Here is a 15339-nt window from a genome sequence, read left to right as displayed (position 1 = left end):
GCCGACGTCCGGGACCGGCCGGAGAGCCGCACGCCCGGACGGCGGGCGGGCGTGGGGCCGCCAGCGGCGGCGCGGAGCGCCGTCGCCTTGAACCAGTAAAGAAACTTTGAGCCCACTACACGCGAAGGGCCGCGAGTCCTCCTGGTTCGGATGTCTCGTGGTCGCTGACGGATGCGGCCTCGAAGCGGTCGCCTGGGGCTTCGATTTCGGTGAACTCCAGCGGGCGACCGTGCTGGCTGAGCATGACCCGGCGAACGACCAGCAGGGGCGTTCCGATCGGCTCCATGCCGAGATCCTCGCAGGTCTCGCCGTACGGCATCCGGGCGTGGACGGAGGTGGTCCAGCGCAGCGGCCCATGCTCGCGCTCCAGGTGGGTGTAGTAGTCCTCGGGCTCGACGTGGGCATCGATCTCCCGGCCTGAGCCTTCGCCTTTGATCGTCGCGACCTGGTCTGCGAGTACGTACGAGGACAGATGGATGCGGGCGCGGGTCTTGGTGTGCTGCCAGTAGGCGTAGCGGTAGACGACCATCGTTCCCCGACGTACCGCCAGGATGTCGGCTCTGCTGCCCTCGGCGGTCATGAACAGCGCCGAGTTCGGCGTGACCTTGCTTTGGGCGCGTTCGGCCTCGCTGGGGACGGTGACGTGTTCCCACCCTTGCTTCGCGGGGTCGTAGGCCGGGCTCAGCAGGTCATGGTGGTCGGGCCAGCCGGTGAGGATGAGACGGCGGTCGGGGGTCGGGCGGACGAATGTGCCGCGTCCGTGGGCGACGGTCAGCAGCCCCTCTCCGGCGAGTTGCGCGATGGCCTTGCGGATGGTCGGCCGGGAGGTGGCGTACTCGCTGGCGAGGAATGCTTCTCCCGGCAGGGCCTGGCCGGGCTGGTAGTGGTCTTCCAGCACGTCGTTGCGCAAGAGGTCGGCGATGATCCGCCAGCGGGCGGCCTCCTTCTCCTCGGCCATGTGCCGTTGTCCCTTCTTCTCGTCGCGGATGTATTTACAAGAGGTAGCACGTGTTGGCTAACATGTCCACGTGAGCAAACACGTAGCACGTCTTGGACTACGTCTAGGTCACATCGGGAGAGAGGAGGTCGCATGAACAGCAAGGAGGAACAGCACCACACCCCACACCAGCAGCCTGAATGGCTGCTCGATCTCGCACGGCTGATGAACGACCCAGGCCATGACCGCTGGCGCTCGATGGTCGCGGCTACCGGGGGATGCGCCAATCCGGTGCACCTGACAGGGGAGTCCCTCGTCGTTCACGCGGACACCGGGGAGGTCCTGCACACGTATCGCACGGCGGATGAGCCGTACGGGCGACTGCTCGTCGCCTGCGGCAATCGCCGGTCGTCGGTCTGCCGGGCCTGCTCGCAGCTTTACCAGGCGGATACCTTCCAGCTCGTCAGGGCCGGGCTGTCGGGAGGAAAGGGCGTCCCCGCCGAGGTCAGCGCACACCCCCGGGTCTTCGTCACGCTTACCGCTCCATCGTTCGGCCCGGTCCACACCCGAAGGGAGAAGGACGGCACGTCCCGCCCCTGCCGTCCACGCAGTCGAGACGAACCCTGCGAACACGGGCGGCCGGTCGGCTGCCACATCCGGCACGAGCCGAAAGACGAACAGCTCGGACAACCGATCTGCCCCGGGTGCTACGACTACCGGGGCGCGGTCCTCTGGCAGGCGCACGTCGGGGCGCTGTGGCACCGCTTCACGCTGGAGATCCGGCGAGAGCTGGCCAGTCAGGCGGGCCTGAGCCGGAGGGCCTTCGCGCAGCTCGTCCGGGTCTCCTTCGCCAAGGTGGCGGAGTATCAGCGCCGGGGACTCGTCCACTTCCACGCTGTGATCCGCCTGGATGGTCCCGGCGGCGCGTCAGAGGTACCTCCCGAATGGGCGGACCACGCGCTGCTCTGCCGCGCCATTTCGCCAGCGGTCAAGCGGGTACGGGTCACCACTGCGCCGAGCGCCCTCGGACAGTGGGACCTCCGATGGGGCGATCAGCTCGACATCCGGCCCATCGTCCTCGGCGGTGCTGCGGAGGGCCTCAGCGAGCGCGCCGTGGCGAGTTACATCGCCAAGTACGCCACCAAGGCCGCGGAAGCCTCCGGGACGGTCGATCAACGGTTGGCCTGCCCGGCGTGCGGTGGCCGCGGGCGTGACCGCTTCGCCACCTGTCGGCGCTGCCAGGGGACCGGCCTCAAACCGGGCCTGCACCTGGACGCCCTGCCCGTCACCGAGCATGCCCGGCGCATGATTCGCGAGTGCTGGGACCTCGGCGGCCGTCCGGAGTTCGCCGACCTACGGTTGCGGCCCTGGGCTCACATGCTCGGCTTCCGGGGCCACTTCTCCACCAAGAGCCGTGACTACTCCACCACGCTCACGAGGATTCGCGGCGAGCGCGCCATGCACCGCGCGACGGAGGCACGGGAGAAGTACAGCCTTCCGGCCGTGGGGGACGCGACCACCCTCGTGCTCGGTCACTGGCGGTTCGCCGGCATCGGCTACACCCCCGGAGAAGCGATCCTCGCCGAGCACATCCGGCAACGGGTCGAGACCGCACGGGCCATCGCCGCCGAGCGCGAGGAGGACCGGCTTGGCGGATGACTTCCTGACGGTGGAGGAGGCCGCACAGCTCCTCAAGATCGGCAGATCCACGCTCTACGACCTTCTCCGCTCCGGCGAACTGGCCTCGTTCCTCATCGGCCACCGTCGCCGAATCCCCAGATCCGCCATAGACGATCTCGTCGCCCGATTGATGAAGGAGGCTTCCTGATGCCCAGACGAGCGAAGCAACCGAACGGCGCTGGCAGCGTCTACCAGCGCAAGGACGGCCGGTGGGAGGGCGCGGCTTACCTGGAATCCCTCGACGGCACCCGGAAGCGGTTCCGGGTGTACGGCAAGACGTGGGAGGAGGCCAACGCCAAGCTCACGGAAGCTCTCGCCAACGCGCGCAAGGGCGTCCCCGTGGAGACGACGACGCTCAGCCTCGGCGACTACCTGACGTACTGGCTCGAACAGGTCGCCAAGCCGAAGGTTCGGCCGTCCACCTACCGGAGCTACGAGACGTACGTGCGGCTGTACTTGATCCCCGGGCTCGGCAAGAAGCAGCTCAAGAAGCTCACGGCCCAGGACATCCGGACGTGGCTCGTGAAGGTGTCCAAGACGTGCCAGTGCTGTCTCCAGGGTCACGACGCCAAACGGCCGAAGCGGCACAAGGACCCGGCGAAGCAGCAGCGATGCTGCGCGATCGGGAAGTGCTGCAACAAGGTGCCGTCGTCCCGGACGGTCCAGTACCTTCACGCCCTGCTCCGGGCCGCTCTGGCCCAGGCGGTGCGCGAAGACCTGGTGCTGCGCAACGTTGCGAAGAACGTCCAACTGGGCACCGTCGAGCGGCCGGAGATCCAGGCGCTCACCCTTGACGAGGCCAAGCAGTTCCTCCGGCAGGCACGCAAGGGGCGGTTCTACGCGGTGTACGCCGTGGCCCTTGGCGTCGGCCTCCGGCGCGGTGAGGCCCTCGGGCTCCGCTGGGATGACGTCGACCTGGACAACGGCGTGCTCCGCGTCCGGCAGGCACTCCAGCGGCAGAAGGGCGAGGGGCTCAAGCTCGTGCCGCTCAAGACGCAGCGCTCTCGCCGTACGATCCGGCTCCCGGAGAACCTGGTGAAGGTCCTCAAGGAGCACAGGGCCGAGCAAGCCGCGGAGCGCCTGGCAGCCGGATCAGCGTGGAACAACCCGCACGGCCTGGTCTTCACGACGCACATCGGGACCGCCATCGAGCCGGAGAACCTCTACCGGCACTTCCGGGCCGTGTGCGACGCGGCGGGCATCCGGCGCGTACGACTGCACGACCTCCGGCACACCTGCGCGACGATCCTGCTCGCTCAGGGTGTGGACACCCGGACGATCATGGAGATCCTCGGCCACAGCACGATCGTGCTGACCATGAACACCTACGCTCACGTGCTGCCCGAGCACCAGGCGACCGCGCTCGACAAGCTGGAAAAGGCGCTCGGAGGTCTGACTTAAAGAGCGTTTTGTCCTGAGGAAAGTTGTTTCATCCTGATCACTTGCTGCCGTTTACTCCGGCCCGGTTGATCGCGCGTGTGAGGATCAGGTTGTGAAGTGTGACGTGTGTGAGCGCGCGATGTGGCAGTGGCCGGTGCAACCGAACCAATGCGAAGAGCAAATCTGGTCCTGTGCTTGGTGCTATGCGACTACGCATGTGGGTGGCAAGTGGTTCGAGATCGCACGACCGCCGTATATGCCCGTGGATATGCGGTGGGAGAGGGCCGTTGCGGATGACTTGCCGGTTGACATTGCCCACGCCTACGGTTCGTACGGCAGAACACTGTGCGGCATCGAGTCAGCTGGCATGTCTCCATCTGACTACTTATGGTTCCCAGAACGAGCTAGCGCCTGTGGCGCCTGCCGAGAGGCCGCGGACCTCATCGACCAGCGCTGGCCGCAGAGTTTGCGAGGCATTGGCGCAAGAGTCAGCGTGAGAAGGCGGCCCGCTGTCGAGTAAGCAGTGGCAGGGCTGGCTCGGGCCGGTCCTAGGGAGCGGGAGGTAGCGCCGGGGGATCCCGGTGCGGCCCTTGTACAGCACCGCGTCCATGCTCTGGGCGCGGAGGGCAGTCAAGATGGGCTCGACGGCTCCATGGCCACCCGATGAACGACGTTGCCGTCAATCGTAGCCGTCAACAGCCCTCAACGATCATGTTCGCAGAGCTGTTTGCGCAGGTGGGGCGCCAGGGACTCGAACCCTGAACCGACGGATTAAAAGTCCGCAGCTCTGCCATTGAGCTAGCACCCCTTGGTCGTGCCCCGCGGACCCCGGCCCGTGTCGCGCTGTGATCCGTGGAACACTCCCCATGATGCAGGGTACAGAGAGTACCGCGTCTTCGGCGACGCGATTGTCCCTGATCGCGGTGAACAGCGGCGTCAGCGGAAGGCGTCGAGGCCCGTGAGCGCCTTGCCCAGAGTGAGCAGGTGCACCTCCTGGGTGCCCTCGTACGTGAGCACGGACTCCAGGTTGTTCATGTGCCTGATGACCGGATACTCCAGCGTGACGCCGTTGGCCCCCAGCACCGTACGCGCCTCGCGGGCGATGTCGAGCGCGGCCCGGACGTTGGCCAGCTTGCCGAAGCTGACCTGGGTGGGCTTCAGCTTTCCGGCGTCCTTGAGACGGCCGAGGTGGAGGGCGGTGAGCCCGGCCTGGCCGAGCGCGACGGCCATCCAGGCCAGCTTCTCCTGCGTGAGCTGGAAGGCGCCGATCGGCTTGCCGAACTGCACGCGCGTGGTGGCGTAGTCCACGGCCGCCTCCAGGCAGGCCCGGCCGGCTCCGACCACGCCCCACAGGATGCCGTACCGCGCCTCGGTGAGGCACGACAGCGGGCCCTTCAGCCCGGTGACGCCCGGCAGCACCGCGGAGGCGGGCAGCCGTACGTCGTCGAAGTACAGAGAGGAGGTGACCGAGGCCCTCAGGGACAGCTTCCGGTGGATCTCAGGGGCGGAGAAGCCGGGGGTCGAGGTGGGGACGACGAACCCCCGGATGCCCTCGTCGGTCTGCGCCCACACCACGGCCACGTCGGCGATCGAGCCGTTGGTGATCCACATCTTGGCGCCGTTCAGGATCCAGTCGCCGGACGGGTCCTGCTTGGCGGTGGTGCGCATGCCGGCGGGGTCGGACCCGTGGTCGGGCTCGGTCAGGCCGAAGCACCCGATGGCCTCCCCTGACGCCAGCCGGGGCAGCCACTCCTCCTTCTGCTCGTCCGAGCCGTACTTCCAGATGGGGAACATCGCCAGCGACCCCTGCACGGACACGAACGACCGCAGCCCCGAGTCGCCCGCCTCCAGCTCCCGGCAGGCCACGCCGTACGAGACGGCGTCGAGCCCGGCGCAGCCGTACCCCTCCAGGTGCATGCCGAGGAGGCCGAGCGAGCCCAGGGCCGGGGCGAGCTCGCGGGCGGGGAACGTGCCCTGCTCGAACCACTCGGCGACGTGGGGAAGGACCTTGCCGGAGACGAGTTCCCTTACGGAATCCCTGATCATGCGGTGCTCGGGGTCGAGTTGGTCGTCGAGCTCGAGAAGGTCGTCCATGGCGTCAGGGTATCCGGGCCTCCTCGGGGTAGGGCCAGGGGGAATCCCGATGTGCGTCCACCCCCCCGAAAGGCACTGTGGAGGTATGAACGAGATGAACTCCAACGGTTCGGTCAAGCAGCTCCACCGCACTCGGAACGGCAGGATCGTCGCCGGAGTGTGCTCGGGTGTCTCCGAGTACACCGGCATCGACGCCAACATCCTGCGCCTCGGGCTCGCCGTCGCGAGCTTCTTCGGCGGCCTCGGCGTCGGCGTCTACGCCGTCGCCTGGCTCCTCCTCCCCGAGGAGGGCAAGAACTCCTCCATCGTCCAGGACCTCATCGACAAGAACAAGGACGGCCGGGTCTGGCAGGACGCCAAGGCCAAGTGGGACAACGTCCAGCAGGGCTGGAACCAGGGCGGCCGCCCCACCGGCACCCCCTACCCCCCGCAGGCCCCGCAGGCCCCCGGCTACGAGCAGCACCCGTACGGCCGGCCCTCCGCCGGCGACTCCCAGAACCAGGGTCCGCAGGCCTGACTCAGGTAGCGGCGGCCCGGACCTTGGCGATGATCTCCCTACGCGACTCGGTCCAGAGCATGGCGAGCACGGCCGCGGTGCACAGCCCGGCAACGCCCGCCAGCGTCACGACGGCCTCTGGGCCGAGTCGCTGCGCGGCGGCGCCTCCGATGAGGATGCCGACTCCCTGGGCGGCCAGCAGGCCCGACTGCACCAGCCCGAACGCCGCGGCCCGCCCCGAAGCGGGCACACACTGGACGAAGGCCGCGTTGGCCGCGAGCTGGTAGGCCCCACCGATTCCGGATAGCACCCACAGGGCGAGCACGCCCTCCAGCGGTGGCCGGATCGCACACAGCACGAGCGGCGCGCAGGTCAGCATGGCGAGCCATCCCATGCCCCGCAGCCGTCCCGAGGGCGTGACGAACCGCCCGAAAAAGAACGCGCCGATGACCGTGCCCGTCGGCATCGCCGCCATCAGCAGACCCGTGATCACCGGGACGGGCAGCCTCCCGTCGGCGAGCGCCGCGGCGTACGGCACCGCGATGCCCTCGGGGATCACGTAGAACCCGCACAGCCAGGCGAACAGAACGAGCGTGCGCAGCCGCCGTTCGCCGAACACCAGGCGCGCGCCGGACAGCGTCATCCGCCATATGGACGGCCGGTCGCCGTCCTCCCGCAGCGGCGCCGGGCGGTGCCGGACTCCCGCGACGATCACCAGGGCCGATCCGAGGAACGTCGCACAGTCCAGCGCCAGCGCCCGATAGGGCCCGAGCACCGCGATCGCCGCGCCCCCGGCGGCGAATCCCAGCATCTGCACGGCCTGGTTGGTCACGTTCTGCAGGGCCGAGCCCACGACGTACCTGTCGCCCTCCAGCACCTCGGGGAGCAGCGCCGCGCGGGCGGCGGAGAACGGCGCGCCGAGCAGCACGACGAAGAAGACCAGCGCGCACAGCACCGGAAACGGTGTCGCGGGCAGGGCCATCACGGCGAGCATCAGGGCGCGCAGCATGTCGCACCAGAGCATGACCCGCCTGCGCGGGTACCGGTCGGCGAGCCCGGACAGCAGGGGCCCGCCGACGATGGGCGGCAGGTAGGTCAGGGCGTAGACGGCGGCCGTTGCCAGCGGTGAAGCGGTCCGGCTGTAGACCAGCACCGCGAGCGCCACCTGGGCGAGCTGGTCGCCGAGGAGCGACATGCCCTGTCCGAGCCACAGGGCCCGGAACTCGGGGATCGCGGCGACCTCCCGATATGTGGCCCGCACCTCGGGGGGACGGCGGTGCCGGCCGGACAGCCTGCCGGGCTTGGTGGCCGCCATCTCACTCCGCAGAGGTCGCTCCGCCGGCCATGTCCGCCGGTGTCCGCCGCGGCGACTGGATCTTACAGCCCGTGGTCAACATGTCACTTACAGTGCCCGTCGGAAGCGACTTTTGCAACCCGCTGACGGTCCCGTTTCGCAGGCCGCGAACGGCGATCGCCGCCCTGACGAGGGAAAACACCCGGGGAAAGGGGCCGTCACCAGCCGAGCTCGTGCAGCCGTTCGTCGTCGATGCCGAAGTGGTGGGCGATCTCGTGGACGACGGTGACGCGGACCTCCTCGACCACGTCGTCCTCGGTCTCGCAGATCTCCAGCGTGGGGTTCCGGTAGATCTCGATGCGATCCGGGAGAACCCCCGAATACCAGTCGCCCCGTTCGGTCAGCGGAATGCCGGTGTAGAGCCCGAGCAGGCCGGGCTCGGGCGGGTCGTCCACCACCACGACGACGACGTTGTCCATGACCTTGGCCAGGTCCGGGGGAATCGTGTCGAGCGCCTCGGCCACGAGCTCCTCGAACCTCTTCAGCGGGACGTCGATCACGGTCTCATCGTGTCATCGCGAGGCTGCCGTGCGGTAGCGCCGTACGGCGAGCGGTGCGAACACCGCGATGATCAGCAGCGACCAGCACAGCGACGCCGTCACCGGATGCTGGAGAGGCCAGGAGGCGGCGGCCGAGCCGGGGTTGCCGAACAGCTCCCGGGCGGCCGAGACGACGGCGCTCATCGGATTCCAGTCCGCGATCGCCCGCAGCCATCCGGGGAGCCCCTCCAGCGGCACGAACGCGTTGGCGAGGAACGTCATCGGGAACAGCCAGCCGAACGTGGCGGCGTCCGCCGACGCGCCGTTCCTCACGAACAGCCCAATGTACGTGCCCACCCAGATCATCGCGTACCCGAACAGGGCGAGCAGCGCGAAGCCGGCGAGCGTCTCCAGAGGGGTGCCGTGCGGGCGCCATCCCGCGATCAGCAGGCCGCAGACGGCCATCATCGCGAGCGACAGCCAGTCCTTGGACAGGTCCGCGAGGCTCCGCCCGGCCAGCAGGGCCCCGCGCGCGATGGGCTGGACGCGGAAGCGGTCGATGATGCCGCGCGCCATGTCCTCGGCGACCGACGTGGCGGCGGCGACCGCGGACAGCGCCATGACCTGCATGAAGATTCCGGGCATCAGGTAGTTCCGGTAGTCGCCCCCGCCGGGCAGGCTGATCGCGCTGCCGAAGACGTACCCGAACAGAATGGTCATGATGACCGGGGCGATCAGCTGGGCGGCGATCTGGCCCGGCTGGGCGCGCAGCTGGGAGAAACTGCGCCCCGCGATGACGAACGTGTCGCTCAGGGCCCAGCCCAGCCGTTGCCCCCTCGTCGCGGGGGGTTCCACCGTGATCATGCCGCCTCCTTCTCTCTGCCCGGCGCGTCCGTGAGCGCCAGGAAGACCTCGTCCAGCGTCGGCCGGCGCAGCCCCAGGTCCTCCACGCCGACCCCGGCCGCGCCGAGGGCCGCGGCGACCCTGACCAGGGAGGCGGCGCCGTCCGAGACGGGCACGACGAGCCGCCGTTCTGCGGTGTCGATCTCGGGCTCGCCGGCAAGCACGCCGCGCACCGCCGCGACGCCGGGAGCCAGGTCCGCGGTGTCGCGGAACGCGATGCTCACCCGGTCGCCGCCCACCTTCGCCTTCAGGGCGGACGGCGACCCGGCCGCGACCACCCGCCCGGCGTCCATGACGGCGATGCGGTCGGCCAGGTGGTCGGCCTCGTCGAGGTACTGCGTGGTGAGCAGCAGGGTCGTTCCCTCGGCGACGAGCGCGCGCAGCTCGTCCCACAGCGCGAGACGGCTGCGGGGGTCGAGGCCGGTGGTCGGCTCGTCCATGAACAGCACCGGCGGGGAGACGATCAGGCTGGCGGCCAGGTCGAGCCTGCGCCGCATGCCGCCCGAATACGTCCGCACCGGACGGTTCGTCGCCTCGGTCAGGCCGAACCGCTCCAGCAGCTCCTCGGCCCTGCGGCGGGCCGTACGGCGGGGCAGGTGGTAGAGCCGGCCGAACAGCTCCAGGTTGCGGCGTCCGGTCAGCAGCTCGTCCAGTGCCGCGTGCTGGCCGGCGAGGCCGATGCGGTAGCGGAGCCGTTCGGAGTCCCCGGCCACGTCGCAGCCGGCCACCCGGGCCGAGCCGCCGTCGGGGCGCAGCAGCGTCGTGAGGACGCGCACCATCGTCGTCTTGCCGGCGCCGTTGGGCCCGAGCAGGCCGCACACCGAGCCGCGCGGCACGTCGAGGTCGACGCCCCGCAGCGCCTCGGTCGTGCCGAACCGCTTGCGTACTCCTTCCGCATGGATCACGGCATCTCCTTAACGCAGTTAAATTTAACAACGTTAAGGATGCATTGAACACCGTTAAGCTGTCAACCGTGGCACTCGAACGCGACACGATCGTCAGGACCGCCATCCGGCTCCTGGACGAGGTGGGGCTGGAGCAGCTGACCCTGCGCAGGCTCGCGACCGAGCTGGGCGTGCAGGCCCCCGCTCTCTACTGGCACTTCAGGAACAAGCAGGAACTCCTCGACGAGATGGCCGAGGTGATCTCCGTGCAGGAGCCGTTGCGGCCGCTCGGCGAGGGGGAGTCGTGGGAGGAGTGGCTGGCGGAGTGGTGCAGGGGCCAGCGCCGCGCGTTCAAGTCGCACCGCGACACCGCGCGCCTCGCCGCCGGCACCCACCCCGGCACGGCCACGCTGCAGACCGTCGAGACCATCCTGGAGTCGCTGCAGCGCGCCGGATTCCCCCGTACGGACGCGATGTGGGGTCTCGGCACGCTCGCGAGCTTCCTCGGCGGATTCGTCCTGGAGGAGCAGGCCGACCAGGAGCGGGGCACGCAGGACCCGGCCCTGTTCGAGGAGGCGCTGGAGAGCCTCGCGCCGTACCCGAACGTGCGCGCCGTCATGGCCGAGACCAAGGGCCCGCAGACGGACGCGTCTTTCGAGCACGGCATGGCGCTGATTTTGTCGGGCATGCGGGCCCGTCTCGAGGCCCACCCGGACGGTCGGTAACCGGAAGACCGTGGTCCGGTAACCAAAGAGGGCGCATCTTCGGGTAGTCAGGAAGGGATGGAGAACTCGTGGTTGAGGGCGTTCGCCCGTAAGACGGCCGACAGCCGGGTCGCTCGTGTGTCCGTCCGCGTGCTCGCGGTCGTGCTCGCGGCGGTGGTCGGCGGATGGCTCGGCATGGCGTTCGGCGCCAAAGTGGACACACCGGTCGGGCCTGCCGACATCGGGATGTCCCTGACTCCGTCCTGGAGCGGGGAGACCGTCATCGACGTACGGCCCCTCGGGACGCTCAGCTTCAACAGCCACGACGGCCCGCTGCGCCTCGACCTGACGATCGAGGCGGTCCACCCGGAAGTCGCGGAGGAGATTCTCAAGAATCCCCGGTGGGCCGACCGGTTGCCGACGACCATCGAGGCCGACGTCATCTCCGGTCTGCGGAGCCTCGTCCTGCGCGCGGTGCTGTTCGCCGTCGCCGTCGGGTTCATCACCGGCCTGGTCGCCTTCCGGCGGCTGTCGCGGGCGGTCTGGACCGCGGCGGGCTCGCTGGTGATGGTCGTCGTTCTCGGCGGCGTCTCCGCGCTGACGTTCAACCCCCGCTCGATCGCCGAGCCCCGGTACACCGGGCTGCTCACGGGTGTGCCGTCCCTGGTCGGCAGCGCCCAGTCGATCGTGACCAAGTTCTCCGAATATCGCGGCCAGCTCGCCAAGCTGGTGACCAACGTCTCCCAGCTGTACGAGGCGGGGTCGAACCTGCCGATCTTCGACCCCGATCCGGACACCGTCCGCGTGCTGCACGTCTCCGACCTGCACATCAACCCGCTGGGCTGGAACATGATCAAGTCGCTGAAGGACCAGTTCAAGATCGATCTGATCGTCGACACCGGCGACATCAGCGACCACGGGACCAAGGCCGAGAACGAGTTCGTCAAGGAGATCGGCTCGCTCGGCGTGCCGTACGTCTTCGTGCGCGGCAACCACGACTCCATGACGACCCAGCGGGCGGTCGAGAAGCAGAAGAACGCCGTCGTGCTGGACGGCGCCGCGGCCACGGTCAAGGGGCTGAACATCTACGGCATCGGCGACCCGAGGTTCACCCCGGACAAGTCCGTGCAGGCGGCGGGCGACGAGAGCAAGAGCCTTCTCGACCTCGGCCGGGCCAACGCGGCCAAGCTGGCGCCGCGCGAGTGGCCCCGGTCCGCCTCCACCTCGGCCCCGGACAAGATCGCCGCCGACATCGTGGCCGTCCACGATCCGACCGTGGGGCGCGGCCTGTCCGGGTATGTGCCGCTCGTGCTGAGCGGGCACGTCCATGCGCGGTCCACCGAGCTGCTGCCCTCCGGCACCCGGTTGATGATCCAGGGGTCCACCGGAGGCGCCGGCCTTCGCGGCCTGGAACACGACGAGCCGACCCCGCTGACCGCCTCGGTGCTCTACTTCGGCAAGAGCAGCCACCGCCTGGAGGCCTGGGACGACATCACCGTCGGCGGCCTCGGTGAGCAGTGGATCCAGTGTGAGCGTCATATCGAGCCGGACCCTGGTCGTACAATTTTTCCCGAGTCGCCGCAGGCGCCGCCGTCGCCGACGGCAACCGGCAGCGGCTCGCCGTCGCCGGCCGCTTTGGCATCAGGGGCAAACGTCCCCTATGCTTCAGAGGTCTCCGACGGAAGGCGTCACGGAACAGGGCGAAAGCCTTGAGCCCCCATCGTCTAGCGGCCTAGGACACCGCCCTTTCAAGGCGGCGGCACGGGTTCGAATCCCGTTGGGGGCACGTGGAGCGCGTCGGGCGCGCCGGATGACGGAAGGTCGAAGACCTACCGGAAGCTGGTAAGCTAGGCGAGCCGAACAACACGGGGAAGCGAAAGCCCCCCGGACATAAAGGTCCTGTAGAGCAGTTTGGAGTGCTCGCCACCCTGTCAAGGTGGAGGTCGCGGGTTCAAGTCCCGTCAGGACCGCGTACGGCGGCAGCCGCCGAGGTCAGGTAGCTCAGTTGGTACGAGCGTCCGCCTGAAAAGCGGAAGGTCGGCAGTTCGACCCTGCCCCTGACCACCAGTCTTGAACAGCCCAAACGCCCCGAGCCGATCACGGCCCGGGGCGTTTTTGATCTCCAGTGACAGCAACGCTGACAGCAACGGCCAGAACTGAGCTGCCTAGCGGTGTGTCCACGAACCCTGGCCGGGTTGGGTCGCTGCATCGGAAGGAAGCTCCGGTCCCCGCCCGTCCGCTCCGCTCCCTCCACTCCGGTGGCCCGTTGGTGGAGGCGCCTAGAGGTCGTCCAGCCCGATTTCAACGGCGGCAGCCAAAACAAACCTGTGTTGGACCCACAGAGGGGGCCTACCTCAATCGTAATGTTCCTGGTCGGAATACGCGTTGCAGTGGTGCGGACACAAGCCGTAAACTTGCGGCCCTTACTGTAAGTCGGTCCTCAAAGACAGGTATGGGTGGCATCAGAGCATGATTAGGGACATGCGCCTGCGCAACTTCAAGGCTTTTGAGAAGTTTGCCATCAACTTCCAAGACACTTCGTTCCTGGTCGGCCCAAATAGTGCCGGCAAGAGTACCATCCTGACAGCGCTTCGCCTGGCTGAGGCTTGTCTGCGCCTGGCGCGACGAAACCGCCCATCGCTTGCTTGCCAGCATCGAGATGGGTGGGTACAGGCACACCCGACGCCTATTCGAGAGTTCGAAGCGCTCAACGAGAGCATCCGCCACGACTTCCGAAACGAAGAGACGAGCCTTGAGTTAACCTGGCGCTCTGGATACAAGTTGCGGGCGGTATGGCTCCCGGTCGATGACGACGACGAGATTCCTGCCCCTTTCTTTTATTTGCTCGACAAAGATGGCCGAGTGGTACGAACGCCAAAGGAAGCAAGAGAAGGTTACCCAACTGTCGGCATCATCCCTACACTCTCCCCTTTAGAGCATGAAGAGCAGATTCTAAATTACGACTACGTTCGAAAGAACTTCGCAACACGGCTGAGTAGTCGTCACTTCAGAAACAATCTCAGGATGCTCGTAGATGACGGCGACTGGGAGAGCTTCATAGATTTTGCCGATCCCTGGCTGGGTGGAATAAGGCTTTCGCAGCCAGTAAGTCGATACCGCGCAGAAGGCGAATCTAGTATCGACGTTTTTTATACTGAACCAGGTAGTCGGGCGGAGAAAGAGCTCGTATGGGCTGGGGATGGCGTCCAAATCTGGCTCCAACTCCTGCTGCACCTCTATCGTGCGCAGGATCTTCCTACGCTGGTCTTGGATGAGCCGGAGGTATTTCTACATGCCGACCTGCAACGTCGACTGGTGCGTCTACTCGACTCATTGCCGGCCCAGGTAGTCCTGGCTACCCACTCAAGCGAGGTACTGGCGGAGGCTCCCCGTGACGCGATCGTCTGGGTGGACAAGACACGCGCAAGAGCCATTCGTTCCCCTAAAGACGAATCCATGGCGGGCCTTGATGCTGCCCTTGGAAGTGCCTTCAATCTCGGCCTAGCACGCGCGCTCCGTGCCCGCGGAGTTCTCTTCGTTGAAGGGAAAGACCTAAAGATCCTCAAACTACTGGGCAAGAGACTTGGTCTTGAGCGAATCGTTCAGGAGACAGTGCTTGCTGCAGTCCCAATCAACGGTTACTCGAACTGGAATCACGTCGAACCCTTCAAGTGGTTTGCTGACCAATTTCTGCAAAACGCCGTTCGTTCCATGATCCTGCTTGACCGTGATTACAGGAGTGACCAGCAGGTCGCTGCTGTAGAGGAAAAGCTAAAAGGGGCAGGGTTCCGGGCTCACGTCTGGAAAAGGAAAGAGCTTGAGAGCTACCTATTGCTCCCGGCCGTCATATCACGGCTTAGCAGGTGTCCCCTGGAGACGGTTACGGCTGAGCTTGATCGGATAGTGGCCAGCAAAGAGGACTCCATATTTGCTCGGTTTCTCGCCGAAGTGCAGGGTATGGATAAGTACTCTCCCGATAAGGCTGTTGCTGTCACAAGGGCCGTGTTGCGCGACTTCCGGGATAACTGGGAAAGTGTAGAGTTTCGATATTCAAGCTGTCCACCCAAAGATGTTCTCTCTGCGATGAATCGGTTCTTGCAGGGGGCTGGCTTCAAAGCGGTCTCATTTGAGGCTATCGCCAAGAACGTCAAGTCTGAGGAGATGTTCGAAGAGATGGTTCAAGTCTTGATGGAGATCAACGCTCTGCCTGAGTAGAGGCAGAAGTACGGGCGGCCCGATCGAGTCGACGGGCCGCCTGCGTGCTTCCCTAGTTCAATACCTGGCCCAGTCTCTCCAGAGCATGGCGCTTGTCGCCGAGGGAGACGTGAGCATAGAGCCTTTTTCATCCTGAGTAGCGGTCGTCTTCGACGGCTTGCAGGACGAGGATGGCCTGCACGATCGGGGTGGCGCGGTGAGGGCAGCAGCGGA

General features: G+C 67.0%; 13 protein-coding genes, 4 tRNA genes and 1 pseudogene. 10 read left to right on the top strand and 8 right to left on the bottom strand.

Annotation, left to right across the window (positions count from 1 at the left end):
• Nucleotides 1–115 precede the first annotated feature (115 nt).
• Complete coding sequence (locus ACIBK1_RS39845) at nt 116–958, bottom strand: GntR family transcriptional regulator (RefSeq protein ID WP_396740817.1); 843 nt, start codon at nt 956–958, stop codon at nt 116–118.
• Nucleotides 959–1090: 132 nt separating this feature from the next.
• On the opposite strand from ACIBK1_RS39845, the gene ACIBK1_RS39840 reads away from it, so the two are divergent.
• The 3 genes from ACIBK1_RS39840 to ACIBK1_RS39830 are packed head-to-tail and all read left to right on the top strand — an operon-like array spanning nt 1091 to nt 4018.
• Nucleotides 1091–2596 (top strand): replication initiator, encoded by a 1506-nt coding sequence (locus ACIBK1_RS39840; RefSeq protein WP_396740815.1) that lies wholly within the window; start codon nt 1091–1093, stop codon nt 2594–2596.
• Nucleotides 2586–2765, top strand: coding sequence for a helix-turn-helix domain-containing protein (locus tag ACIBK1_RS39835; RefSeq protein ID WP_079315012.1), 180 nt, complete (start codon nt 2586–2588; stop codon nt 2763–2765). Before ACIBK1_RS39840 ends, ACIBK1_RS39835 begins: the two co-directional genes overlap by 11 nt.
• Nucleotides 2765–4018: a tyrosine-type recombinase/integrase gene (locus ACIBK1_RS39830; RefSeq protein WP_396740813.1), complete on the top strand. Its 1254-nt coding sequence runs from the start codon at nt 2765–2767 to the stop codon at nt 4016–4018. Before ACIBK1_RS39835 ends, ACIBK1_RS39830 begins: the two co-directional genes overlap by 1 nt.
• 715 nt (nt 4019–4733) lie before the next feature.
• Here ACIBK1_RS39830 and ACIBK1_RS39825 read toward each other — a convergent pair.
• Together ACIBK1_RS39825 and ACIBK1_RS39820 are read right to left on the bottom strand one after the other, a co-directional pair.
• Nucleotides 4734–4805, bottom strand: a tRNA-Lys gene (locus tag ACIBK1_RS39825).
• A gap of 128 nt (nt 4806–4933) precedes the next feature.
• Nucleotides 4934–6091 (bottom strand): acyl-CoA dehydrogenase family protein, encoded by a 1158-nt coding sequence (locus ACIBK1_RS39820; protein ID WP_396740811.1) that lies wholly within the window; start codon nt 6089–6091, stop codon nt 4934–4936.
• 85 nt (nt 6092–6176) lie between these two features.
• Between ACIBK1_RS39820 and ACIBK1_RS39815 the strand changes: the two genes are divergently transcribed.
• The gene (locus ACIBK1_RS39815; protein WP_051762736.1) at nt 6177–6608 is read left to right on the top strand and encodes a PspC domain-containing protein; all 432 of its coding nucleotides are present in this window, start codon (nt 6177–6179) and stop codon (nt 6606–6608) included.
• A 1-nt stretch (nt 6609) separates the two neighbouring features.
• Here ACIBK1_RS39815 and ACIBK1_RS39810 read toward each other — a convergent pair whose 3' ends face one another.
• The 4 genes from ACIBK1_RS39810 to ACIBK1_RS39795 form a co-directional block, all read right to left on the bottom strand.
• Entirely contained in the window at nt 6610–7902 is a 1293-nt protein-coding gene (locus ACIBK1_RS39810; RefSeq protein WP_030512068.1) for an MFS transporter, read from the bottom strand.
• A 197-nt stretch (nt 7903–8099) separates the two neighbouring features.
• Nucleotides 8100–8441 carry a metallopeptidase family protein gene (locus ACIBK1_RS39805; protein ID WP_030512067.1) on the bottom strand — a complete coding sequence of 114 codons (342 nt, stop codon included), beginning with the start codon at nt 8439–8441 and terminating at the stop codon, nt 8100–8102.
• 12 nt (nt 8442–8453) lie between these two features.
• Nucleotides 8454–9284, bottom strand: a complete 831-nt coding sequence (locus tag ACIBK1_RS39800) for an ABC transporter permease (protein ID WP_396740808.1) — start codon at nt 9282–9284, stop codon at nt 8454–8456.
• On the bottom strand, nt 9281–10228 hold the full coding sequence (locus ACIBK1_RS39795) for an ATP-binding cassette domain-containing protein (RefSeq protein WP_396740806.1): 948 nt from the start codon (nt 10226–10228) through the stop codon (nt 9281–9283). The genes ACIBK1_RS39800 and ACIBK1_RS39795 overlap by 4 nt, the downstream gene beginning before the upstream one ends.
• Before the next feature lie 68 nt (nt 10229–10296).
• On the opposite strand from ACIBK1_RS39795, the gene ACIBK1_RS39790 reads away from it, so the two are divergent.
• The 6 genes from ACIBK1_RS39790 (at nt 10297) to ACIBK1_RS39765 (ending at nt 15126) form a co-directional block, all read left to right on the top strand.
• Entirely contained in the window at nt 10297–10932 is a 636-nt protein-coding gene (locus ACIBK1_RS39790) for a TetR/AcrR family transcriptional regulator C-terminal domain-containing protein (protein ID WP_396740804.1), read from the top strand.
• A 57-nt stretch (nt 10933–10989) separates the two neighbouring features.
• Nucleotides 10990–12624 (top strand): metallophosphoesterase family protein, encoded by a 1635-nt coding sequence (locus ACIBK1_RS39785; RefSeq protein WP_396740802.1) that lies wholly within the window; start codon nt 10990–10992, stop codon nt 12622–12624.
• Nucleotides 12625–12697, top strand: a tRNA-Glu gene (locus ACIBK1_RS39780).
• A 109-nt stretch (nt 12698–12806) separates the two neighbouring features.
• Nucleotides 12807–12881 (top strand) — tRNA-Asp (locus tag ACIBK1_RS39775).
• A 20-nt stretch (nt 12882–12901) separates the two neighbouring features.
• A tRNA-Phe gene (locus tag ACIBK1_RS39770) sits at nt 12902–12978 on the top strand.
• 414 nt (nt 12979–13392) lie between these two features.
• Entirely contained in the window at nt 13393–15126 is a 1734-nt protein-coding gene (locus ACIBK1_RS39765) for an ATP-dependent nuclease (protein WP_396740800.1), read from the top strand.
• A gap of 127 nt (nt 15127–15253) precedes the next feature.
• Here the strand turns inward: ACIBK1_RS39765 and ACIBK1_RS39760 are convergent.
• Nucleotides 15254–15339 (bottom strand): annotated as a pseudogene (locus tag ACIBK1_RS39760) (IS5/IS1182 family transposase); the annotation flags it as partial.

The organism is Microbispora rosea, from assembly GCF_044460045.1.
Lineage (GTDB): Bacteria > Actinomycetota > Actinomycetes > Streptosporangiales > Streptosporangiaceae > Microbispora > Microbispora rosea.
Note: the sequence above shows the minus strand (reverse complement) of the source record. Positions and strands in the feature narration are given on the sequence as shown.